This window comes from Sphaerisporangium viridialbum (assembly GCF_049674955.1).
GTDB lineage: Bacteria > Actinomycetota > Actinomycetes > Streptosporangiales > Streptosporangiaceae > Sphaerisporangium > Sphaerisporangium viridialbum.
In genome coordinates, this window is the sequence record NZ_CP187232.1 from 4,254,318 (window position 1) to 4,275,632 (window position 21,315).

General features: G+C 72.0%; 21 protein-coding genes and 1 riboswitch. Of the genes, 12 read left to right on the forward strand and 9 right to left on the reverse strand.

Annotated elements, in window-relative coordinates; genetic code table 11:
- Positions 1 to 158: 158 nt before the first annotated feature.
- Positions 159 to 284: riboswitch (glycine riboswitch) on the forward strand.
- A gap of 171 nt (positions 285 to 455) precedes the next feature.
- Entirely contained in the window at positions 456 to 3,314 is a 2,859-nt protein-coding gene (gene gcvP / locus ACOZ38_RS18860) for an aminomethyl-transferring glycine dehydrogenase (protein WP_424532245.1), read from the forward strand.
- Positions 3,315 to 3,418: 104 nt separating this feature from the next.
- Positions 3,419 to 4,246 (forward strand): tetratricopeptide repeat protein, encoded by an 828-nt coding sequence (locus ACOZ38_RS18865; protein ID WP_424532247.1) that lies wholly within the window; start codon positions 3,419 to 3,421, stop codon positions 4,244 to 4,246.
- An 84-nt stretch (positions 4,247 to 4,330) separates the two neighbouring features.
- Here the strand turns inward: ACOZ38_RS18865 and ACOZ38_RS18870 are convergent, their stop codons facing one another.
- Positions 4,331 to 4,723, reverse strand: a complete 393-nt coding sequence (locus ACOZ38_RS18870; protein WP_405149577.1) for a hypothetical protein — start codon at positions 4,721 to 4,723, stop codon at positions 4,331 to 4,333.
- Positions 4,724 to 4,803: 80 nt separating this feature from the next.
- On the opposite strand from ACOZ38_RS18870, the gene ACOZ38_RS18875 reads away from it, so the two are divergent.
- Positions 4,804 to 5,397 carry an alpha/beta family hydrolase gene (locus ACOZ38_RS18875; protein WP_424532249.1) on the forward strand — a complete coding sequence of 198 codons (594 nt, stop codon included), beginning with the start codon at positions 4,804 to 4,806 and terminating at the stop codon, positions 5,395 to 5,397.
- Positions 5,398 to 5,399: 2 nt separating this feature from the next.
- Here the strand turns inward: ACOZ38_RS18875 and ACOZ38_RS18880 are convergent, their stop codons facing one another.
- A complete protein-coding gene (locus ACOZ38_RS18880; RefSeq protein WP_358523442.1) occupies positions 5,400 to 5,600 on the reverse strand; it encodes a DUF5999 family protein in 201 nt (66 codons plus the stop codon).
- Between the two features lie 324 nt (positions 5,601 to 5,924).
- Positions 5,925 to 6,530 (reverse strand): TetR/AcrR family transcriptional regulator C-terminal domain-containing protein, encoded by a 606-nt coding sequence (locus ACOZ38_RS18885; RefSeq protein ID WP_405149574.1) that lies wholly within the window; start codon positions 6,528 to 6,530, stop codon positions 5,925 to 5,927.
- A 139-nt stretch (positions 6,531 to 6,669) separates the two neighbouring features.
- Here ACOZ38_RS18885 and ACOZ38_RS18890 point away from each other — a divergent pair, with 139 nt between their 5' ends.
- Entirely contained in the window at positions 6,670 to 7,068 is a 399-nt protein-coding gene (locus ACOZ38_RS18890) for a hypothetical protein (protein WP_424532252.1), read from the forward strand.
- Positions 7,069 to 7,130: 62 nt separating this feature from the next.
- On the opposite strand, the gene ACOZ38_RS18895 is transcribed toward ACOZ38_RS18890, so the two are convergent.
- The 3 genes from ACOZ38_RS18895 to ACOZ38_RS18905 form a co-directional block, all read right to left on the reverse strand.
- Positions 7,131 to 8,564, reverse strand: a complete 1,434-nt coding sequence (locus ACOZ38_RS18895) for an RNA polymerase sigma factor (protein WP_424532254.1) — start codon at positions 8,562 to 8,564, stop codon at positions 7,131 to 7,133.
- Positions 8,565 to 8,845: 281 nt separating this feature from the next.
- Positions 8,846 to 9,199 (reverse strand): hypothetical protein, encoded by a 354-nt coding sequence (locus ACOZ38_RS18900; RefSeq protein ID WP_424532256.1) that lies wholly within the window; start codon positions 9,197 to 9,199, stop codon positions 8,846 to 8,848.
- A 78-nt stretch (positions 9,200 to 9,277) separates the two neighbouring features.
- Positions 9,278 to 10,411 carry an AMP-binding protein gene (locus tag ACOZ38_RS18905; protein WP_424537041.1) on the reverse strand — a complete coding sequence of 378 codons (1,134 nt, stop codon included), beginning with the start codon at positions 10,409 to 10,411 and terminating at the stop codon, positions 9,278 to 9,280.
- Positions 10,412 to 10,549: 138 nt separating this feature from the next.
- Between ACOZ38_RS18905 and ACOZ38_RS18910 the strand changes: the two genes are divergently transcribed.
- Genes ACOZ38_RS18910 through ACOZ38_RS18920 form a run of 3 tightly spaced genes read left to right on the forward strand, consistent with a single transcriptional unit; the run spans position 10,550 to position 13,160 of the window.
- Positions 10,550 to 10,747, forward strand: a complete 198-nt coding sequence (locus tag ACOZ38_RS18910) for a hypothetical protein (RefSeq protein ID WP_424532258.1) — start codon at positions 10,550 to 10,552, stop codon at positions 10,745 to 10,747.
- A gap of 47 nt (positions 10,748 to 10,794) precedes the next feature.
- Positions 10,795 to 12,447 carry a 2-succinyl-5-enolpyruvyl-6-hydroxy-3-cyclohexene-1-carboxylic-acid synthase gene (gene menD / locus ACOZ38_RS18915; RefSeq protein WP_424532259.1) on the forward strand — a complete coding sequence of 551 codons (1,653 nt, stop codon included), beginning with the start codon at positions 10,795 to 10,797 and terminating at the stop codon, positions 12,445 to 12,447.
- Between the two features lie 53 nt (positions 12,448 to 12,500).
- Positions 12,501 to 13,160, forward strand: a complete 660-nt coding sequence (locus ACOZ38_RS18920; protein ID WP_424532260.1) for a DedA family protein — start codon at positions 12,501 to 12,503, stop codon at positions 13,158 to 13,160.
- Here ACOZ38_RS18920 and ACOZ38_RS18925 read toward each other — a convergent pair.
- Positions 13,127 to 13,867: a GntR family transcriptional regulator gene (locus ACOZ38_RS18925; protein ID WP_405149563.1), complete on the reverse strand. Its 741-nt coding sequence runs from the start codon at positions 13,865 to 13,867 to the stop codon at positions 13,127 to 13,129. The genes ACOZ38_RS18920 and ACOZ38_RS18925 overlap by 34 nt on opposite strands.
- 224 nt (positions 13,868 to 14,091) lie before the next feature.
- Between ACOZ38_RS18925 and ACOZ38_RS18930 the strand changes: the two genes are divergently transcribed.
- The 4 genes from ACOZ38_RS18930 (at position 14,092) to ACOZ38_RS18945 (ending at position 17,947) form a co-directional block, all read left to right on the forward strand.
- Positions 14,092 to 14,823: a hypothetical protein gene (locus ACOZ38_RS18930; RefSeq protein WP_424532263.1), complete on the forward strand. Its 732-nt coding sequence runs from the start codon at positions 14,092 to 14,094 to the stop codon at positions 14,821 to 14,823.
- Positions 14,824 to 15,051: 228 nt separating this feature from the next.
- Positions 15,052 to 16,038 (forward strand): substrate-binding domain-containing protein, encoded by a 987-nt coding sequence (locus tag ACOZ38_RS18935; RefSeq protein WP_424532264.1) that lies wholly within the window; start codon positions 15,052 to 15,054, stop codon positions 16,036 to 16,038.
- Positions 16,035 to 17,069 (forward strand): ABC transporter permease, encoded by a 1,035-nt coding sequence (locus ACOZ38_RS18940; RefSeq protein WP_424532266.1) that lies wholly within the window; start codon positions 16,035 to 16,037, stop codon positions 17,067 to 17,069. Before ACOZ38_RS18935 ends, ACOZ38_RS18940 begins: the two co-directional genes overlap by 4 nt.
- Entirely contained in the window at positions 17,066 to 17,947 is an 882-nt protein-coding gene (locus ACOZ38_RS18945) for an ATP-binding cassette domain-containing protein (RefSeq protein WP_424532267.1), read from the forward strand. Before ACOZ38_RS18940 ends, ACOZ38_RS18945 begins: the two co-directional genes overlap by 4 nt.
- A gap of 8 nt (positions 17,948 to 17,955) precedes the next feature.
- Here ACOZ38_RS18945 and ACOZ38_RS18950 read toward each other — a convergent pair whose 3' ends face one another.
- Positions 17,956 to 19,185 (reverse strand): isochorismate synthase, encoded by a 1,230-nt coding sequence (locus ACOZ38_RS18950; RefSeq protein WP_424532269.1) that lies wholly within the window; start codon positions 19,183 to 19,185, stop codon positions 17,956 to 17,958.
- 244 nt (positions 19,186 to 19,429) lie between these two features.
- Between ACOZ38_RS18950 and ACOZ38_RS18955 the strand changes: the two genes are divergently transcribed.
- Positions 19,430 to 20,284: an SGNH/GDSL hydrolase family protein gene (locus ACOZ38_RS18955; protein WP_424532271.1), complete on the forward strand. Its 855-nt coding sequence runs from the start codon at positions 19,430 to 19,432 to the stop codon at positions 20,282 to 20,284.
- A 221-nt stretch (positions 20,285 to 20,505) separates the two neighbouring features.
- Here the strand turns inward: ACOZ38_RS18955 and ACOZ38_RS18960 are convergent, their stop codons facing one another.
- Positions 20,506 to 21,243, reverse strand: coding sequence for an alpha/beta fold hydrolase (locus ACOZ38_RS18960; protein WP_424532273.1), 738 nt, complete (start codon positions 21,241 to 21,243; stop codon positions 20,506 to 20,508).
- Positions 21,244 to 21,315 lie beyond the last annotated feature (72 nt).

Sequence of the window (21,315 nt, forward strand, 5' to 3'; positions counted from 1 at the left end):
CTCCTGCGGCGCGGGGTGGTGGCCCGCGTGAGCGGAGATCCCGTGGGGACGGGGCTAGATCTTCGCAAACCCGCAGGTCAGGGGTAAAGTCCGGCAAACCCGGGCGATAGGGGTAGCCCCTAACTCGGGGTGGGACGGTACGATTGGCGCAAGGCTTACGACCCTGTGCGGGAGAGTCCCTGGCACGGGCCGGTTCCGCGCTCCACGCGGTGCCGGTGCGTGACCCGGGCGCCGAAGGAGCAACCTCCCCGGAATCTCTCAGGCCCACGTACCGCACGGGTGAGGCGACTCTGGAAAGTAGACGTGCCCGCCAGGCGTGTCTCACCGACGGTGCAAATCCGCATTTATGCGGATGAAGCTCTCAGGTCGCGATGAGGATGTCGCGATGACAGAGGGGGAGACCCGGCATACACGCGCGCTCCAGCGCCGGTCTCCACCACCCTCAGGAGGGCCTCATGACCGATCGGTCACCGCTTCGCGACCTGTCCGCACCGCCCTTCGCCACCCGGCACATCGGCCCGGCGGACGCCGACCAGGCGCGCATGCTGGAGGCCGTGGGCTACGAGTCCGTCGCCGACCTCATCGCCCTGGCCGTCCCCGGGGCGATCCGCGCGGAGGGTCCGCTCGACCTGCCCGAGGCGGCGAGCGAGACCGAGGCCATCGCCGAGCTGCGGGCGCTCGCCTCCCGCAACCAGGTACTGACCTCGATGATCGGGCTCGGCTACCACGACACGATCACCCCGGCGGTCATCCGGCGCAACCTGCTGGAGAACCCCGGCTGGTACACCGCCTACACGCCCTACCAGCCCGAGATCTCGCAGGGACGCCTCGAGGCCCTCCTGAACTTCCAGACCGTGATCAGCGATCTGGCCGGGCTGGACGTCGCCGGCGCCTCGCTGCTCGACGAGGCCACGGCCGCGGCGGAGGCCATGACGCTGGCCCGCCGCGCCGGCCGCGCGAAGTCCCCGGTGTTCGTCGTGGACGCCGACGCGCTCCCGCAGACCAAGGCCGTGCTGGCCACCCGCGCGGAGCCGCTCGGCATCGAGCTGGTCGAGGCCGACCTCGGCCGGGGCCTGCCCGACGGCGAGCTGTTCGGCGTGCTCGTCCAGTACCCGGGCGCCAGCGGTGAGGTCAAGGACTTCCGCGCCGTCGCCGACCAGGCCCACGCCCGCGGCGCCCTGCTGGTCGCCGCCGCCGACCTCCTGGCGCTGACCCTGATGGAGGCCCCCGGCTCCATGGGCGCCGACATCGCCGTCGGCTCCTCCCAGCGCTTCGGCGTCCCCTTCGGGTTCGGCGGCCCGCACGCCGCCTACATGGCGGTGCGCGAGGGGCTCCAGCGGCAGATGCCCGGGCGCCTGGTCGGGGTCTCGCAGGACGCCGACGGCCGCCCGGCGTACCGGCTCGCCCTGCAGACCCGCGAGCAGCACATCCGCCGCGAGAAGGCCACCAGCAACATCTGCACGGCGCAGGTGCTGCTCGCCGTGATCGCCGGCATGTACGCCGTCTACCACGGCCCCGAGGGGCTCAGGCGCATCGCCCAGCGCACCCACCGGCACGCCGCGGTGCTCGCGGCCGGTCTGCGCGGCGCGGGCGTCGAGGTCGTGCACGACGACTTCTTCGACACCGTGCTCGCCCGTGTCCCCGGCAGGGCCGCCGAGATCGTCGCGGCGGCCAGGGACAGGGGGGTCAACCTCCGCCTGGCCGACGCCGACCACGTGGGCGTCTCCTGCGACGAGAAGACCACCGCCGCCGACCTGCGGGCGGTCTGGGAGGCGTTCGGCCTCACCGGCATCGTGCTGGACGACCTGGACACCGCCACCTCCGACGCGCTGCCCGCCGGGCTGCTGCGCACCACGGACTTCCTCACCCACCCGGTGTTCCACTCCCACCGTTCCGAGACCGCGATGCTCCGCTACCTGCGCAAGCTTCAGGACAAGGACATCGCGCTCGACCGGTCGATGATCCCGCTGGGCTCCTGCACGATGAAGCTCAACGCCACGACCGAGATGGAGCCGATCAGCTGGCCCGAGCTCGCCGGCATCCACCCCTACGCCCCCGCCGACCAGGTGGAGGGCTACGTGCGCCTCATCAAGGACCTGGAGGGCTGGCTGGCCGAGGTCACCGGGTACGACGCCGTCTCGCTGCAGCCCAACGCGGGCTCCCAGGGCGAGTTCGCCGGCCTGCTCGCGATCCGCGCCTACCACCGGGCCAACGGCGACACCGAGCGCGACGTCTGCCTCATCCCGTCGTCGGCCCACGGCACCAACGCCGCCAGCGCCGTCATGGCGGGCATGCGGGTCGTCGTGGTCGCCTGCGACGACGAGGGCAACGTCGACGTCCCCGACCTCAACGCCAAGATCGACAAGCACCGCGACCGGCTGGCGGCCATCATGGTGACCTACCCCTCCACGCACGGCGTGTTCGAGGAGACGATCACCGAGGTCTGCGAGCGGGTCCACCAGGCCGGCGGCCAGGTCTACGTCGACGGCGCCAACCTCAACGCCCTGGTCGGGCTGGCCAAGCCCGGGTCGTTCGGCGCGGACGTCTCCCACCTGAACCTCCACAAGACGTTCTGCATCCCGCACGGCGGCGGCGGTCCGGGCGTCGGCCCGGTGGCGGTCCGCTCCCACCTCGCCCCCTACCTGCCCGGCCACCCGCTGGAGGACGGCCCGGTGGGCCCGGTCTCGGCCGCCCCCTTCGGGTCGGCCGGCATCCTGCCGATCTCGTGGGCCTACGTCAGGATGATGGGCGCCGACGGGCTCAAGGCGGCCACCGAGCAGGCGATCCTGTCGGCCAACTACCTCGCGCGGCGGCTCGCCCCGCACTACCCGGTGCTCTACACCGGCCGTGAGGGCCTGGTGGCGCACGAGTGCATCGTCGACCTGCGCCAGATCACCAAGGAGACCGGCGTCACCGTCGACGACGTCGCCAAGCGGCTGGTCGACTACGGCTTCCACGCGCCCACCATGTCGTTCCCCGTGGCGGGCACCCTGATGATCGAGCCGACCGAGAGCGAGGACCTCGCCGAGCTCGACCGGTTCTGCGACGCCATGATCGCGATCAGGGAGGAGATCGCCAAGGTCGCCTCCGGGGCCTACGACCGGGCCGACAACCCGCTGCGCAACGCCCCGCACACGGCCGACAGCGTGGTGGCCGACGACTGGGCCCACCCCTACACCCGCACCGAGGCGGCCTACCCCGTGGCGGCCCTCCGCGAGGCGAAGTACTGGTCGCCGGTGCGCCGCATCGACCAGGCGTACGGCGACCGCAACCTCGTGTGCTCCTGCCCCCCGCTGGAGGCATACGAAGACTAGGCGACCAGCCTCGGGCGCCCGTCCGCATCGGCATAATATGTCGCGCGCGACGGCGCGCCCGCGTCGCGAGGCCCGGGAACCCCCTATCCCGAGAAGAGGTCCCGATGGCGGCGCACGAGGTGCAGTCCGGGCGGCGTATCGACGACGCGCGGCGGCTGGCCGAGAGCGGTGAGCTCGACGCGGCGGCCGAGATCTTCGCCGAGCTGGCCGCCGACGAGCAGGAGGCCGACCGCGCCCAGGCGGCCGTCGGCCTCGCCGTCGTGCTGGAGCAGCGCGGCGACGTGGCCGGGGCCAGGGCCGCGGCGCGCACGGCCCTCGCCACCGGCCATCCGGAGTACGCCGCCCAGGCGGCCTGCCACCTGGCACGCGGGTTCGAGAGGGACGACATGGCCGACCAGGCGCGTGCCGCCTGGCAGGCCGTGATCGGCGTGGGCACCCCGGCCTACCTGCCCGCGGCGCACATGGCGCTGGCGCGCATCGCAGTGGGCCAGGGGGACGACCGGGAGGCCGAGGCGTCGCTGCGCGCCGCGCTCGCCACCCGCGACCCCGCCACCGGCTCCCTGGCCGCCCAGCGGCTCGCCGAGTACCTCCTCGCCGAGGGGGAGCCGGGGGAGGCCGCCGACGTGCTGATCGAGGCGCTCGACGTGCCGGGTGTCGCCGACTCCGGCCGGCTGCGCGTGCTGCTCGGCATCGCCCACCTCGACATGGCCTGCGGGGAGTTCGCCGCCGCGGCCGAGGGCGGCGAGGACACCGACAGCGCGGCGCTCGCCATCGAGCTCCTCGCCCGCACCCTCCCGCTGCGCGGGCGCGACGCGGACGCGGAGACGGTGTGGACGTACGGCCTGGAGCACCCCGACGAGGGGGTGGCCGAGCAGGTGCGCCTGCGCCTGCACCGCGACGAGGAGCCCGCCGAGGGCGAGGAAGGCGACTAGGCGGGAGCGGGGGAAACGCTTAACGCCCTGCCGGCACCGGGGGTCTTCACCGGGGGAGGGCGGGCTCAGCGGGGGGAGGTGGCCTCAGCGGCGGCGGCGGCCGAACGCCGCGGCGACGTTGACCAGGATGATGCCGGTCCAGGCGAGGAACAGCCCGGCGGGGCCCGCCTGCGTGGCCGCGATCGCCGTCAGCGGGACGCCGATGCCGAGCGACCCGAGGGCGATGGGGATCGTGCCGTCCCCCTGCTTGTGCTGCTTGGCCTGGCCCGGAGGGGCGCCGGGAGCGTAGCCCTGCGGGCCGGGATGGCCCTGGTAGCCGTTCTGGGCCGCGACCTCGGCCCGCACCCGCGCGTCGATCGTGGAGTCGATCTTCTCCAGGAAGGACTCGATCAGCGCGTGCTCGTAGTCGGGGCCGAGGTCACGACGGGCCTCGACCGTGGCGCGAAGCTCGTCGCGGGGGAGTGAGTTGTCGGGCACCCTCCTAATCTGGCACAGACACGCCGCCTGGGCATCCCCCCGGAGAAGGAGAGAGGTCGTCCGCGGGTACCGTGTCGGCCATGCGCATCGTGACGCCCGCCGGCCCGGCGATCGTGGAGGTCGACGAGGTGCCCCGCCCGAGGTTCCTGTTCGTGCTCACGCACGGGTCGGCCGGGGGGGTCGAGGCGCCCGACCTGCTGGCGGTGCGCGACGCGGTGTCCGCGATCGGAGGCACGGTCGCGCGGGTGCTGCAGCCCTTCAGGGTCGCGGGCGCCCGGGCGCCGGGGTCGCCGGCCAGGCAGGACGAGGCGTGGACCACGCTGGTGGGCGCGGTGCGCGAGCGGTTTCCCGGCCTCGCCCTCGTGCAGGGCGGGCGGAGCAACGGGGCCCGGGTGGCCTGTCGCACGGCCCGCGCGGCCGGAGCCGAGGCGGTCGTCGCGCTGGCCTTCCCCCTGCACCCGCCGGGCAGGCCCGAGCGCTCGCGAGCGGGTGAGCTACGCGAGGCGGGCGTCGACGTGCTGGCGGTCAGCGGTGACCGCGACCGTTTCGGCGTGCCGGAAGAGGCGGATACGACACGCCTGATCGTGCTCGCCGGTGAGGGACACGACCTCAGCAAAAACCCCGCCCGGGTGGGCGAGGTCGTGGCGAACTGGCTCTGCCCCCGGTTCTGCTGATCTCAGGCGGCGCTGATGGCGAGGTCGGTGGGGCGGTGCGGGGCGATGACCGCGCCGTCGGGCAGGAGCTCCCCGGTGTCCTCGAAAAGCACGATGCCGTTGCACAGCAGGCTCCACCCCTGCTCGGGGTGTGCCGCTATCGTGCGGGCGGCTTCGCGGTCCGGCGCGGTGGTGCTCGGACAGGACGGCTCATGCGGGCACATCGGCGTGCCTCCGGTTTTCTCTCTCGATCTGGTGCTCGGCCGGGGGAACCCGCGCCGGTGTCTGTCTCCGGACGGTTACCCCCACCCCCGTTGGACGGGGACGAGCGCTGTGTGGTTGACGTGTGCGGTGCCGCACACCTACAGAGTAAGTGTGCTGCGGGTCACACGCGGGCGACATAGCCCGTTGGGACGGTTTCGAACCTTCGAATAGGGGGTCCGGGGGGGTCCATCGGGCTGGTTCGGCGCTGTGACCTGCGACACAAGCGTGCCCCACCGAAGATAACGGTCCAAGCACGACTCGCCGCCGAACCGATAAACGAAGGGTTACGTCTGCGCGATGCCCCTGAGCAGGGCGTCCAGGCCGCGCTCGAACGCGGCCACCGCCTCCTCGTCCGACTCCGGCCGGGAGGCCTGGCCGGGCGGGGCGCCGGGCTCCTCGCCGTCGCCGGCCGGGCCGATCGCCCAGCCCGACCGCTGGATCTCCACGGCGACGCTTCCCATCACGTACGCCCGCAGGGTGCGCACCGCCCGCGCCGAGTCGCCGAGGCCCGAGGCGGCCAGCTGCTCGGCCTGCTCCCGGATCGCCATGAGCGCGGTGCCCTGCGGCGGCTTGGTGAGCGCGAGCGCGAGCACACCTGGGTGTTCCAGCAGCGCGGCCCGTGCCGCGCGGGCCCAGGCGCGGGCGATGTCCTGCCAGCCGGCGGGGCCGGAGTCCGGGACGGTGACGGTCGTGACGTGCTCCGCGAGCGCGTCCATCAGGGCCTCCTTGCCCCGGGGCAGGTGGTGGTAGATCGCCATCGCCTCCACCTGCAGGGAGTCGCCGAGCCGCCGCATCGTCAGCCGCCGCAGGCCCTGGCCGTCGGCGATGTGGAGGGCGGCGTCGATGATGCGCTCGCGGGACAGGGGGACGGGAGGTCGCTTCGCTGGCATACGAGGCATGATCCGCATGATGGCTTACTTTGTAAAGGGCGCCACGCCGTACCGGCGCCCGACCTGCCTCGCGGGCCGCGTACGCTATGGCAAGCAACCCACGCCGGATCACCGGCGATGTGCCGAGAAAGGGCGAGCGATGGCGTTTTTCCGTCCCGGTGTGAGCCGGGAGGCGGAGGTCAGGCACCACGCCGACCAGGAGGTCGGGAAGAGCTTCGGCGAGCTGCTGGAGAAGGCCCGCGGGGCGGAGCACGAGCTTCGCCGCACGCAGGCCTCCCGGGCCGGCGCCGCGGAGCTGCGGGCGGCGGGGCTGGCCTTCGACCGCGCGCTGACCGACGCCCTGCGGGCGGCGGAGGCGGCCCAGCGGGCGACCTTCGGCGTCAAGGCGTACGACGACCGCATCAGGCGGCGCAAGGGCGTCGCCACCCCCGACGGTGCCAGGTGGACCGCCGAGGTCAACAGGCTGCGCACGCTGCGCGAGGAGAACCGGCTTACGGGCATCGCCAGGGTGCCGCGCCCCTTCGCGCCCGCGCGCTGACCCTCCGCGCCGGGGAGAGTGAAACGGCTTCCGTCCGGGAGGGCGGAAGCCGTTCGTGACCCTCAGCTGGCCCAGTCGAGCAGCGGGCGGGTGTTGCTCGGGTGCCGCAGCTTGGAGAGCGACTCCTTCTCCAGCTGGCGGATCCGCTCGCGGGTCAGCCCGAGGTGCTTGCCGATCTCGTCGAGCGTGTGCGGCTTGCCGTCGATCAGCCCGAAGCGCAGTGCCATGATCTTGGCCTCGCGAGGGGTCAGGTTGCCCAGCACGCCCCGCAGCTCCGCGCCGAGCAGCTGCCGGTCGACGACCTCCGAGGCCTCGGGGGCGTCGACGTCCTCGATCAGGTCGCCGATGGTCGTCTCGCCGTCCTCGCCGATGGTGGCGTTGAGGCTGATCGGCTGGCGGCTGGTGCGCAGCAGCTCCTCGATCTGGTCGGGCGTCTTGTCGAGCTCCACCGCGAGCTCCTCGGGGGTGGGCTCGCGGCCGAACCGCTGGTGCATGTCGCGCTCGATGCGCGAGAGCTTCGACAGCAGCTCCAGCACGTGCACGGGAAGCCGGATCGTACGGGCCGAGTCGGCGAAGCCCCGCTGGATCGCCTGGCGGATCCACCACATGGCGTACGTCGAGAACTTGTAGCCCTTGGAGTAGTCGAACTTCTCCACGGCGCGGATCAGCCCGAGGTTGCCCTCCTGGACCACGTCGAGCAGCGCCATGCCGCGGTCGGTGTACTTCTTCGCCACCGAGACGACCAGCCGGAGGTTGGCCTCCAGCATGTGGTCCTTGGCGCGCCTGCCGTCCTCGGCGATCCACTCGAGGTCGGCGCGCCGGGAGGCGCTCAGCGTCTCGGTCTCCAGCTTGTGCTCGGCGTACAGGCCGGCCTCGATGCGCTTGGCCAGCTCGACCTCCTCCGCCGCGGTCAGCAGGGTGCGCCGGCCGATCGACTTCAGGTAGGTGTGCACCGAGTCGCCCATGACCGAGGACTGGTCGTCCAGGTCGAACGTCTCGCTCTGGAGCTCGCTCTCCTCCGGCTCGTTCCAGCCGTCCCCGTGCTCGGCGGGGGCTTCGTCCTTGGCGGGCGACGCCTGCGGCACGGTGGCGGCGGGAGCCGCCTCGGCCGTCTTGCGCGTGGTCCGGCGGGCGGTGCGCCGGGGGCGGGTCTCGACGGTCCCCTCGGGGGATTCGGCGGTCTCCGCGGTGGTGATCGTGGTGCTTGTCATTGCGCTCTTCGCGGTAGTCTTCATCGTGGTGCTCTTACGGGTCTTTCTCGCCGGGCTACCGGTCCCCAAGGGGGGCTCGTTCTCTGCGGCCAGGCTCACGCCGGCCTCGGTGAGATCGCGCAGGATCGAGCGGCCCTTGGCAGGGCTGATCCGCGCCGTCGAGAACGCCTCGCGAAGCTCCGCGAGGGAAAGGTGACCTTGCGCTCGCCCTCGGTCGAGGACCTGAGCGAGATTCGTCGGGGTCGCCTCGCGCTCAGTCGAGGTCGCCACGGCAGTTCGGGGCATGAGCACACCTCCTCCGTCACGGAGTCGTCTTTTAGGTCGCTGGGATGGCGCGGCGTCCGGCGATCGGCGCACCAGTATCAATAACGTCAGACGCCGTGGTTTGTTCCCGCCGGGCGCGTGGCCGTCGCTGATCGCCTCCTGATCGTCGCACTCGTCGTCGCTGGTAGCTCCCCCCTCTGCCCGAGATCGGGGAGTCGACACGGGATCGGGGAAACCGGGGCCCGGCACGAGGAGAGGCGGGCCGCCTCCCGGCGACCCGCCTCCTCCACGAGCCCGCGCCGTTACTTCGGCTTCTTCTCGGGGGTGATGACCGGGATCGGGAGCGGCTCGGCGCTCTCCATGCGCTTTTCGGTCCAGAACTCCGCGACCTTCTTCGGGTCGGGGTTGACGTCGTCGTTGGTGACGACGAACTCCTCAGGCGACCTGGTCGGCTCGGCGTTCTGGGGGACATCGGGGCCGGGGATCTGGCCCGGCGCCTCGCCTGGGCCGTAGGGCGCGGAGCCTTCGCTCTCCTGGCTGACCTTGGCGGTCTTGTCGACCCCTCCCGAGGCGGCGGCCGCCGCGACGGAGATACCCCCGGCGAGGACCACGCCCACCACTCCGGCGGAGATCCACATCTTGCGGGTTGGGTTCATCAAGGCGTCCTTCCTAGATCCGGCTGCCTGTAAGACGCGCCGGACGCGACTTCCGGTTCCCTTGACGGGACATTGTGGTCAAGAAGCATCCCTTATGCCAACAAAGCCGGAAATTTCACGGCGTACCGCCACAAGATCGTGCTTGCCGTTCGGCAGCAGCGGGAGCCGGGTCCGCAGCGCCAGCGCGCGCGGGGCGGCATGGCCCGGCAACCGGCCCTTCACCAGGGCGCGCAGCTCGTCGAGGGCCGGGGGAGCGGCCGGGTCGGCGGCGACGACCACCGCGACGACCTCCTCGCCCCACTCCGGATCGGGCCGGCCGACGACCACCGCCTCGCGGACACCGGGATGGCCCGCCAGGATTTCGGCCACCACTCCGGCCACGACCTTCTCGCCCCCGGTGTTGATCACATCGTCCGCGCGGCCCAGCACCCGCAGCCGTCCCTCGCCGAGCACGCCGACATCGGAGGTGAGGTACCAGCCGCCGTCCAGGGCCGCCTCGGTGAGATCGGGACGCAGCCGGTAACCGGAGAACAGCACCGGCCCCGCCAGGCGGACCCGCCCGTCCGCCCCGACCTTCACCTCCACCCCGTCCAGCGGGACGCCGTCGTAGACGCACCCGCCGCACGTCTCGCTCATGCCGTACGTCGTGACGACCCGCGCCCCGCGCTCCCTGGCCCCGGCCAGCAGGCGGGGCGGCGCGGCGGCGCCGCCGAGCAGGATCGTACGGAACCGCGACAGATCGGCGCCGGCGTCGATCATGCGCCTGAGCTGGGTGGGGACCAGCGACACGTGCTCGGCGCCGCTGCCGGCCACCGCGCCGGGGGAGAAGCGCTCGTGGATCAGCGGCGCGGACCCGCTCAGCAACGCCCGGACCAGCACCTGCAGGCCCGAGACGTGGGAGGGGGGCAGGCAGCACAGCCAGCGCTCGCCAGGCCGGGCCGAGAGCCGCCGGAGCGAGGCCGACGCCGACGCCCGCAGGGCGGAGGCCGCCAGCTCCACCCCCTTGGGCGTGCCCGTGGAGCCGCTGGTCGCGATGATCACGGCCGTGTCGCCGGTCGCCGGGACCCCGCCTGGCCGTGGCCGGGTGCCCTCGGCGGTCACCACGTGGGTCGGGCGCAGCTCCTCCAGCGTCGCCCGCAGGACCGGATCGGGCAGATCGGGCGCGAGGGGAAGCACCGCGGGACCGTCGCCGAAAAGCGCCTCGCGAACCATGTCGAACAGGGCGGGACCGGGAGGTAGAACCACCGCGTGCACAGGACGCTCACTCACGGTCGTAAGGTTAGTCCCGTCGACAGGCGCCCCCGGCCTGTGGCCTCGACCGGGCGACGCGCAGGTGAGTGAGGAGTGAGTGTGACCGTGAGCACTCTCGACTGGAAGCGGTCGGGTGACTACGAGACCGCCGACGGCATGGTGAAGATCACGATCAACCGCCCCGGGCGGCGCGGCGGCTCCCGCCCCACCACGCATTCGCGCGACGCCCGTGACAGTGCTCTCACGGGCGAGGCCTTCGAAGAGCTGCGCCTCCCCGGCCTCTCCCGCCGCCCCTAGATGAAGCCTCTTCACGTTCAGACCAGCGCGCGCGCCCGGGAGGGCAGGTGAACCCCGCCACCGCGCTCTCCGGCGTGCTCGTGGACGAGCTGGTGCGCTGCGGCCTCACCGACGTGGTGCTGGCCCCCGGCTCGCGCTCGGCCCCGCTGGCCATCGCCGTCCACGGCGACTCGCGGCTCCGCCTGCACGTGCGGGTCGACGAGCGCTCGGCGTCCTTCCTCGCGCTCGGCCTCGCACGCAGGTCCGAGCGCCCGGTCGCGCTGGTGTGCACCTCCGGCACCGCCGCCGCCAACTTCCACCCCGCGGTGATCGAGGCCCACGAGTCCGGCGTGCCGCTGCTGGTCCTGACCGCCGACCGGCCGCCCGAGCTGCGCGCCACAGGGGCCAGCCAGACCATCGACCAGATCAAGCTGTACGGCTCGTCGGTCCGCTGGTTCGCCGAGGTCGGCACGCCCGAGGAGCGTCCCGGCCAGGTCGCCTACTGGCGCTCGCTCGCCGCCCGCGCCTACCAGCGTGCCCTCGGCCCCGGCGACCCCGGCCCCGTCCACCTCAACCTCGCCTTCCGCGAGCCGCTCATCCCCGACGGCGACACCTCCTGGTGCGAGTCCCTCGACGGGGACGCCGGCGGCCCCTGGGTGCGGGCCCGGGTGGCCCCGCCCTCGGCCGGCCTGCACGTCGCCCCCACCCGGCGCGGTGTGCTGGTCGTCGGCGACGGCGCGGTCAACGTGCGGCGGTACGTCGCCGCCGCCGGCATGGCGGGCTGGCCGGTTCTCTCCGAGCCCACCGGCGGCGCCAGGTACGGCGACCACGCCGTCTCGGCGTACCACTTCCTGCTCGGCACCCCCGAGTTCGCCGACGCCCACCGCCCCGACGTCGTGGTCACCCTGGGCCGTCCGAGCCTCTCCCGGCCGCTGCTGTCGTGGCTCAAGCGGGCCGGCGAGCACATCGTCGTCACCCCCGACCTGTCCCGCTGGCCCGACCCCACCCGGTCGGCCACCCAGGTCGCCGAGGCCGTCGAGATCGCCGTCGCGGCCGGGGACGACACCTGGCTGCGGTCCTGGCGCGCGGCCGACTCCGCGGCGCGCGAGGCCGTCGACGCCGTCCTGGACGACTCGGGCATGAGCGAGCCGCGCCTGGCCAGGGACCTCACCGAGGTCCTGCCCAACAACACCCTGTTGTTCTGCGGCTCCTCCATGCCCATCAGGGACCTCGACCAGGCCATGCGGCCACGGCGCGGCCTGCGCCTGCTCGCCAACCGGGGCGCCTCCGGCATCGACGGACTGGTGTCCACCGCCATCGGCGCCGCGCTCGCCCACAACGGCCCCTCCTACGCCCTGCTCGGCGACCTGACCCTGCTGCACGACCAGAACGGGCTCATACTCGGCCCGCGCGAGCCCAGGCCCGACCTGTGCCTGGTCGTGGTCAACAACGACGGCGGCGGCATCTTCTCCCTGCTCCCGCAGGCCGGGCTGCCCGAGTCCTTCGAGCGGGTCTTCGGCACCCCGCACGGGGTGGACCTTTCGTACGTCGCCGCCGCCACCGGCACTCCGCACACCCTGCTGTCCTCGATCGACGACCTGCCCAAGGCGATCAGGGGCGAGGGCGTGCGCATCGTGGAGGCCCGCACCGACCGCGAGGAGAACGCCCGCGTGCACGTGGCCATGCGTGAAGCAGCCCAGGAAGCGGTCCGCTCTCTCTAGAGGCATCCCGGCTTGCGTAAAACGAAGCCCACGCCACGACATAGGGTGTGGCCATGCATGTCGAGGAATGGCTCCAGGCGATCCCCCCTGTCTGGATCTGCGTGATCGTGGGCGTGGTCATCGGCCTGGAGAGCCTCGGAATCCCGCTTCCGGGTGAGGTCGTCCTTGTCAGCGCCGCGCTGCTGTCGGCACAGCACGTGGTGAGCCCGCTGTGGGTGGGGGTCTGCGCGAGCGCGGGCGCCATCGTCGGCGACTCGATCGGCTACCTCATCGGCCGCAAGGGCGGGCAGCCGATGTTCGACCGCCTCGGCAGGCGCTTCCCCAAGCACTTCGGCCCCGCCCACATCGCCAAGGCCAAGAACGTCTTCGACCGGTGGGGCATGTGGGCCGTCTTCTTCGGCCGGTTCATCGCCCTGCTGCGCATCCTCGCCGGGCCGCTGGCCGGCGCCCTGCACATGCCGTACTGGCGGTTCCTGGTCGCCAACGTGCTCGGCGGCATCGCCTGGGCGGGCGGCACCACCGCCGTGATCTACTACCTCGGCATCGTGGCGGACAAGTGGCTCAAGGGGTTCTCCTGGGTGGGCCTCGCCGCCGCGGTGCTGTTCGGCATCGGCACCACGCTGTGGATCAAGCGCCGCGCCTCGAAGATCGAGGAGCCCGAGACCGGTGAGGCGGCGGGTCAGCGCTCGATGAGCGTGACCTCCAGCGAGTAGTGCGAGGCCCGGTAGACATGGGAGCCGTGCTCCACGGCCCTGCCCTGGTCGTCGTAGGTCGTGCGCACCATCGTGAGCAGCGGCGCGCCCCTGCGCTCGTCCAGCAGCCGCGCCTCGGCCGGGGTGGCCGACCTCGCGCCGATGCGCTGGTTCGCCACGCGCATCCGCACCCCGGCGGCCCTCAGCAGCTCATACAGGCCGCGCTCCGCGAGGGACTCCGGCGTCAGCGCCCCGAGCCCGGCCGGCAGCCAGTTGTGCAGGAGGGCCAGGGGCTCGCCGGCGGCGTAGCGCACCCGCTCGACGTGCAGCACCTCCGTGCCCGCCGCGACGCCGAGCACCGCGGCGATCTCCTCGTCGGCGCTCACGGGCCGCAGGGACAGCACCCGGGTGGTGGGCTCCTGGCCCGCGCGGCGCAGGTCGTCGTACAGGCTGGTCAGCTCGACCGAGCGCTTGACCTGGCCGTGCACCACCTGGGTGCCGACGCCGCGCTTGCGCACCAGCAGGCCCTTGTCCACGAGGTACTGGATGGCCTGGCGGATCGTGGGGCGCGACAGCCCGAGCCGGTCGGCGAGCAGGATCTCGTTGTCGAGCCTGGCGCCGGGCGCGAGGTCGCCCCTGCGGATCGCCTCGGAGATCTGCTCGGCCACCTGGAAGTAGAGGGGCACGGGGCTGGAGCGATCGAGGTCGATGTCGAGTCGAGTGCCCAATGCCTTCTCCCGGCTCGGTTCTGATCGCTAAGCGTCCAGGGTAGCGGACATTAATATGTCCGTACAAAGAGCACGGCCACCTCGGGTCCTCGCGGCGGAGGCGCGCCGCCCGCCAGATGAAACGGTTTCACGTATCGTGTTGAAGGTAGCACTCAGCGTTACCGGGGGCAGTATTCTTCCTCCAGGAGGTAATGGTGATGCCAACAACTGACGTTGAAGGACGTATGACCGAGCTCGAGAACAAGCTCGGCGTGCTGCGGGACCAGACCATCGCGGCGACCTACGTGGCCGGCGAAGCAAAGAAGGAGTCCGAGACGGGGAAGCGGTTTTACCAGTACGCGCTCGATGACCTCAAGAGCATCCGCGCGCAGCAGGACGTGCACACGACGATCCTGAGCGACCATTCCCGACTCCTGGGTGGTCTCACGACGAAGCTGGATGGTCTGGAGTCGAAGTTCGGGAGTCTGGCCGTCACGGTCGAGGGGCAGACGGCGAAGCTGGATGGTTTGGAGTCGAAGTTCGGGGATCTGGAGACGAAGGTCGAGGGGCAGTCGGCGAAGCTGGATGGTTTGGAGTCGAAGTTCGGGGATCTGGAGACGAAGGTCGAGAGTCTCGCGGTCACGGTCGAGGGGCAGACGGCGAAGCTGGATGGTCTGGAGACGAAGTTCGGGAGTCTGGCGGTCACGGTCGAGGGTCTGGAGACGAAGTTCGGGGATCTGGCGGTCACGGTCGAGGGTCTGGAGACGAAGTTCGGGAGTCTGGCGGTCACGGTCGAAGGTCTGGAGACGAAGGTCGAGAGTCTCGCGGTCACCGTCGAAGGGCACACGGCCACGCTGGAGCAGCATACGAGGATACTGGGCGAGCACTCTAAGAAGTTCGACGAGCACACCGGCATCCTGAACGGCCACACGGTCGCGTTGGACGAGATCCTGCGGATCGTGCGCAAGCTGAACTAGTCCCTGACGTCCCCCCGAGCCCGGTGAGCGATCTCTTGCCGGGCTTTTCGCTGTGTGCGGCCGCAGGTCAGGGCCTGCCCGGCCGCCTGCAAGGTGCCCTGACGCATCCGGGAGTGCAGTGGCCTGTACATCAGAATGTCACGACAAACAATTGACAGGGAGGTTACCTGAGGTTACAAACCTGGCATGCGGCCGATCTCGTCCCTCGGGGCGGTACGGGAGGTATCCATGAGGCGAGTCACACGGTTGGTCACGGCGACGGTGCTGGGAGCGCTGGTGCTGAGCGGATGTTCCGGTGGAGACGGCACGACCTCCTCGGCGGGCACGTCCGCGGCCCCGGCGGCCGGGGGCCAGGACGGCGGCACCTTCGCCGTCATCACCCACGGCGCGCCGGGGGACTCCTTCTGGGACGTCGTCAAGAACGGCGCGGAGGCGGCCGGCAGGCGGTACGGCGCCAAGGTGACCTACCAGGGCGACGGGGACCCCGCCAAGCAGGCCCAGCTAATCGACCAGGCGGTCAGCGAGAAGGTCGACGGCGTGGTCGTCTCGATGGCCAATCCCGACGCGCTGAAGGAGTCGGTCACCAAGGCCGTGGCGGCCGGCATCCCGGTCGTCACCATCAACTCCGGCGGCGACCAGTCCAAGGAGTTCGGGGCCATCACCCACGTCGGCCAGTCCGAGGAGGTGGCCGGGCGCGGCGCGGGGGAGAAGCTCAAGGCCGCGGGCGTCACCAAGCTGCTCTGCGTCATCCACGAGGCGGGCAACGTCGGCCTGGACGAGCGGTGCGGCGGCGCCACGGCGACCCTCGGCGGCACGGTGGAACGGCTGCAGGTGGACGTCAGCAACCTCGCCGACGCGACCTCCAAGATCAAGGCGAAGCTCCAGACGGACGCCTCGGTCAACGGCGTGCTCACCCTGAACCCCGCGGTCGCCGTCGCGGCCCGCGACGCGATCGCCGACGGAGGCTCCAAGGCCAAGCTCGCCACCTTCGACCTGTCAGCCGACGTCGTCGACGCGATCGAGGCGGGGGAGATCCTGTTCGCGGTCGACCAGCAGCAGTACCTCCAGGGATGGCTGCCCATCACCTTCCTCTACCTGTACAAGGCCAACCTCAACACCGTCGGCGGCGGCCTGCCGGTCAACACCGGCCCGGGGTTCGTGACCAAGGAGAACGCGGCGCAGGTCGCCAAGCTCGCGCAGGGCGGCACCCGGTGACCAGCGTCGCCGCCGACGAGCGCGTCGCGGGCGCCGGGTGGCCGCGGCGCCTGCTGATCCGCCCCGAGCTCGGCTCGGTGGTCGGCGCCGTCGCGGTCTTCGCGTTCTTCTCCTCGCAGTCGGAGGTCTTCCGGTCGGCGGACGGCGTGGCCAACTGGCTCGACCCGGCCTCCACGCTCGGCATCATGGCCGTCGCCATCGCCCTGCTCATGATCGGCGGAGAGTTCGACCTGTCCGCCGGCGTGCTCACGGGCACCACGGGCCTGGTGATGGTCACCCTCGCCACCAAGTACGGCTGGAACGTGTGGGCCGCCATGCTCGCCGGGCTCGTCCTGGCCCTGGCGATCGGCTTCGCCAACGGCCTGCTGGTGGTGCGCACCAAGCTGCCGAGCTTCATCGTCACCCTCGGCACGTTCCTCATGCTGCAGGGACTCAACCTCGGCGTCACCAAGGCGCTGACCGGCACCGTGCAGGTCAGCGGCCTGAGGAGGGCCGAGGGATACGAGGGCGCGCGGGCGGTGCTGGCCGGCTCGGTCACGGCCGGCGGGGTGGACTTCCGCGTGGCGATCTTCTGGTGGCTCGGGGTCACGGCCCTGGCCACCTGGGTCCTGATGCGGTCGAGGGCCGGCAACTGGATCTTCGCGGTCGGCGGGAACGAGCAGGCGGCACGCGCGGTCGGCGTGCCCGCCGCCCGTACGAAGATCGCGCTGTTCATGACCACGGCCACCGCCGCCTGGCTGGTCGGCTCGATCATGGCGCTGCGCTTCACCTCGGTCCAGGCCAACTCCGGCATCGGGCAGGAGTTCATCTACATCATCGCCGCCGTGATCGGCGGCTGCCTGCTCACCGGCGGGTACGGCTCGGCTATCGGCGCGTCCATCGGTGCGGTGATCTTCGGGATGGCCGACAAGGGCATCGTGTTCGCCGGATGGGACGCCGACTGGTTCAAGTTCTTCCTCGGCGCGATGCTCCTGCTGGCCACCCTCGCCAACCGCCTGGTCCGCCGCTACGCCGAGGAGGTGCGGCGATGACCCCGCCGCTTCTGGAAGCCCGTGACGTGGGCAAGGTCTTCGGCAGCGTGATCGCCCTGCGGGGCGTCTCGATGCTCGTGCGCGAGGGCGAGGTCGCCTGCGTGCTCGGCGACAACGGCGCCGGCAAGTCGACGCTCATCAAGATCCTCGCGGGGGTGCACGTCCAGGACAGCGGCGAGTACCTCCTCGACGGCGTCCCGGTGCGGCTCGGCGGCCCGCGCGAGGCCCTCGACCGGGGGATCGCCACCGTGTACCAGGACCTCGCGATGATCCCCCTGATGTCGGTCTGGCGGAACTTCTTCCTCGGGTCGGAGCCGGTCACCGGGCCGCTGCGCCGCTTCGACGTGGCCAGGGCCAAGCGGGTCGCGCGCGAGGAGCTGCGCGCCATGGGCATCGACATCCGCGACGTGGACCAGCCGGTGGGCACGCTGTCGGGCGGCGAGCGCCAGTCGGTGGCCATCGCCCGCGCCGTGTACTTCGGCGCCCGGGTGCTCATCCTGGACGAGCCGACCTCCGCGCTCGGCGTCAGGCAGGCGGGCGTGGTGCTGCGCTACATCGCAAGGGCGCGCGACCGGGGTCTCGGGGTGGTCTTCATCACCCACAACCCCCACCACGCGTTCCCGGTCGGCGACCGGTTCCTGCTGCTCAACCGGGGCGCCAGCCTCGGTCAGTTCGACAAGGCCGACATCACCCGCGACGAGCTGACGTCCCTGATGGCCGGCGGCGCGGAGCTCGACCAGCTGGCCCACGAGCTCGGCCGGGAGATCCCGACGGGGATCCCGGCCGAGTCGCATGCCGACGGCCCGGCCGGAGCCGGCCGCGAGAGCGGTCCTCCGGCCGGGATCGGGCCGGGGACGCCCGCGCCCGGGGAGGGCTGACCGGCGGGTCAGCCCTCCAGGGCGTACCTCATGACGCGGAACTTCGCCTGGGCCTCTGCCAGCTCGGACGCCGGGTCGGAGCCGCCCATGATGCCGCACCCGGCGAACAGCCGGGCCCGCCGCCCCTCGATGTGGGCGCAGCGCAGCGCGATGCCCCACTCGCCGTCGCCCCGCGCGTCGATCCAGCCGACCGGGCCGGCGTAGCCGCCGCGGTCCATGCCCTCGAGCTCGCGGATCACCTCGAGCGCGACCCCGGTGGGCGTGCCGCCGACGGCCGCGGTGGGATGCATGGCCGCGACCACGTCGAGCACCGACGCGCCGTCGGCCAGCCGCCCCCGCACCCGGCTGGCGAGGTGCTGGACGTTCGGCAGCACCAGCAGCTCGGGCTCTCCGGGCACCGAGAGCGAGGCGCACAGCGGCGTGAGCGCCTCGCGCACCGAGGCCACCGCGCAGGCGTGCTCGTGGCGGTCCTTGGCCGAGGCGAACAGGGCCGCGGCCTTGGCCTTGTCGTCGGCCGGGCTCGCCCCCCGGTAGGTGGTGCCTGCCAGCACCAGCGACTCGATGGCGGCGCCGGTGTGGCGCACCAGCAGCTCGGGCGTGGCCCCGACCAGGCCAGCGCAGGAGAAGGTGTAGCAGTCGGGGTAGGCGCGGGCCAGGCGGTCGAGCAGGACCCGCACGTCGATGTCGCGCTCGGCCGTGGCGACCAGGTCGCGTGCGAGCACGACCTTCTCCAGCCGCCCCGACCTGATCTCGCCCACGGCGCGCGCCACCGCGTGCTGCCACTCGGGCGCGGTCAGCGAGCCGTCACCGTACACGATGCGGCCGGGGGAGGCGGCGGGCGCCATCAGCTCGATGGGCGCCTCGCCCACCGTGGTCAGCCACGCGCGGCCGTTCCTGCGGCCGAGCAGCACCCGGGGGACCACCAGCACCGAGCCGTGCGCGTCGGGGTCGAAGGTGAACGAGCCGAACGCCACCGGGCCCGAGCCCGGCACGTGCACGTCGTCGTCGATGTGGGCCTCGCCGAACACGGTGGCCAGCCACCGCCTGGCCCACTCGAAGCGCCCCGGCCCCGGAGGGACCGCCACCCGCGCGGCCTCACCCCAGGCCACCAGGCCCTCGCCCTGGTGGACCCAGGCGTAGGGCGGGCCCTGCGGCAGTCGCGCGATCAGGTCTTCTGGGTGATGGACGGGGATGCTGCGAACCAGCGGGGGGCGGGTTATCCCGAGCGCGACACTCACTCTGCCCACCTTATGCGGAAACTGAACGCGTTCGACATCGGGTGGCCTTATCACAACACAGCCCGCTCAGGGTGATCCGCTGTCATGGGCGCTTACACACGCTCCGTGCCCTGTCAAGCCGCGATAGGAACTTGGTCAACGGTAGCAACGCCTCGCCCGGAGGTAATAGAGCCCACCCTTCCTGATCTCTACCTTGGGTTCTCGATCTCCAACCCGGGATCGATCGTCCCAGGTGGGGGTGACCATGGTCAGGAAGATCGCGCTCGTTCTCGCGGCCTCGGCGGTGTGCGTGCCAGGCACGGCCGTCGCGGCGGCGGCCGAGCCGGTGCCCGCGGTGATGGCGGCGCTCGGCGACTCGATCAGCGCGGGCTTCAACGCCTGCGGCTGGTACGTCTCCTGCACCTCCCGGTCGTGGTCGGCGGGTGACTCCGCGGACGTCGACAGCCACTACCTCCGCCTGCTGGCCGTCGGCCAGGCCGTCAAGGGGCACAACCTCAACTTCGCCGTGCCGGGGTCCACCAGCGCCGACCTGGCCGCCCAGGCCGAGAAGGCCGTGGCCGCCAAGGCCTCCTACGTCACGGTCCTGATCGGCGCGCAGGACGCCTGCGTCGCCAGCGAGCCGCGCATGACGCCGGTGGCGACCTACCGCTCGCGCATCGACCGGGCCTTCGCAGTGCTCGCCTCGGCGGGCGTGAAGATCTTCGCCGCCAGCATCCCCGACCTCAAGCGGCTATGGCGCATCGGCAGGGAGAGCGTGGTGGCCAAGTCGTTCTGGACGATCGGCCGCATCTGCCCGACCATGCTGGCCGACGCCGCCTCCGACGCCAAGAAGGACCAGGCACGCAGGGACCGCGTCAGGGAGCGCGTGCAGGACTACAACGCCGAGATGGCGCAGGCGTGCGCGGCGTACGGGCCGGCGTGCCGCTCCGACGGCGGCGCGGTCTTCTCCTACCCCTACACCCTCGACCACATCAGCAAGTGGGACTTCTTCCACCCCAACGCCGACGGCCAGCGGGCGCTGGCCAAGGTGACGTTCAGGATGGGCTTCCACTGGGAACCGCAGCCCCTGGTGCCGGAGCCCCTCGCCGCCGACCAGTGACGGCGGCGGGTCACAGCCACCCGTTGTGGCGGGCGAGGGGGGGCCGTTTCGATGCGGTCGCGGGTGCCGGTCTTGCCGGTGGCCGCCGACAGGTATTCGCGCACGGTGCTCTCCGACAGGTGCGGCAGTGCGGAGATGTCGGCGGCCCGGTCGAGGATGCTTCTGATCTACAAAGTAAAGGCGTCGGCCCGGCTTCACCCCCTGTCGTGCGAAACCGCTACCTACAGCGAACCCAGCAGCCGCGCGGTGTCCCCTGGGCGGGAGAACATCGGCCAGTGGCCGGTCGGCAGCTCGTGCAGCTCCCACTCGGGGCCGCTCAGCCCGGCGAAGTACGGATGGCCCTGCTCGATCAGCTCCCTGACCTGGGCGAGCGGGAACGAGCAGCTGACCAGGGCCTTGGGAAGCTTGTCCGCGCCGCCCTCTCCGGTGAGCCGCAGGGGCTGGGTGAGGGTCCCGTACGGCTGGGGCGTCATCCGCGCCATGATCTCCGCCTTGTCCGCCTCGCCGAGTCCGGCCGTGCTCGCCCCGAGCCTCTCCTGCCGCTCCCATGCCGGGGGCTCGTACCGCCAGCCGCCGGTCAGGTGCTCCTGGATCGACTCCAGCCTCTCCGGCGGGTACTGGTCGAGCTGCGACATCCCGTCGGCGAGCGGGCCGCTGTCCAGGTACACGATCTTGTCGATCCGCTCGGGGATGCGGTCGGCCGCCCCGGTGACCGGGGCACCGCCGCCGCTGTGGGCGACCAGCACGACCTCCCGCAGGTCCTCGTGCACCAGCGTGTTGACGATGTCGTCGATGTGGGTGTCCAGCCCGGTGCCCGGGCCGCCGAGGTGGATGCGGTCGGCGAGCCCGGTCAGGGTCAGCGGGTGGACCGTGTGGCCGGCCGCCCGGAGCGGCTCGGTGACGCCCTGCCAGGCCCACGCGCCGAGCCAGTGACCCGGGACCAGTACGAAGGTGCTCATATTCATCTCCCTGGAGATCCTTTGCCGTTGACCTCACCGTAGGATCGAATCCGGGCAGAACCAGTCCGGATA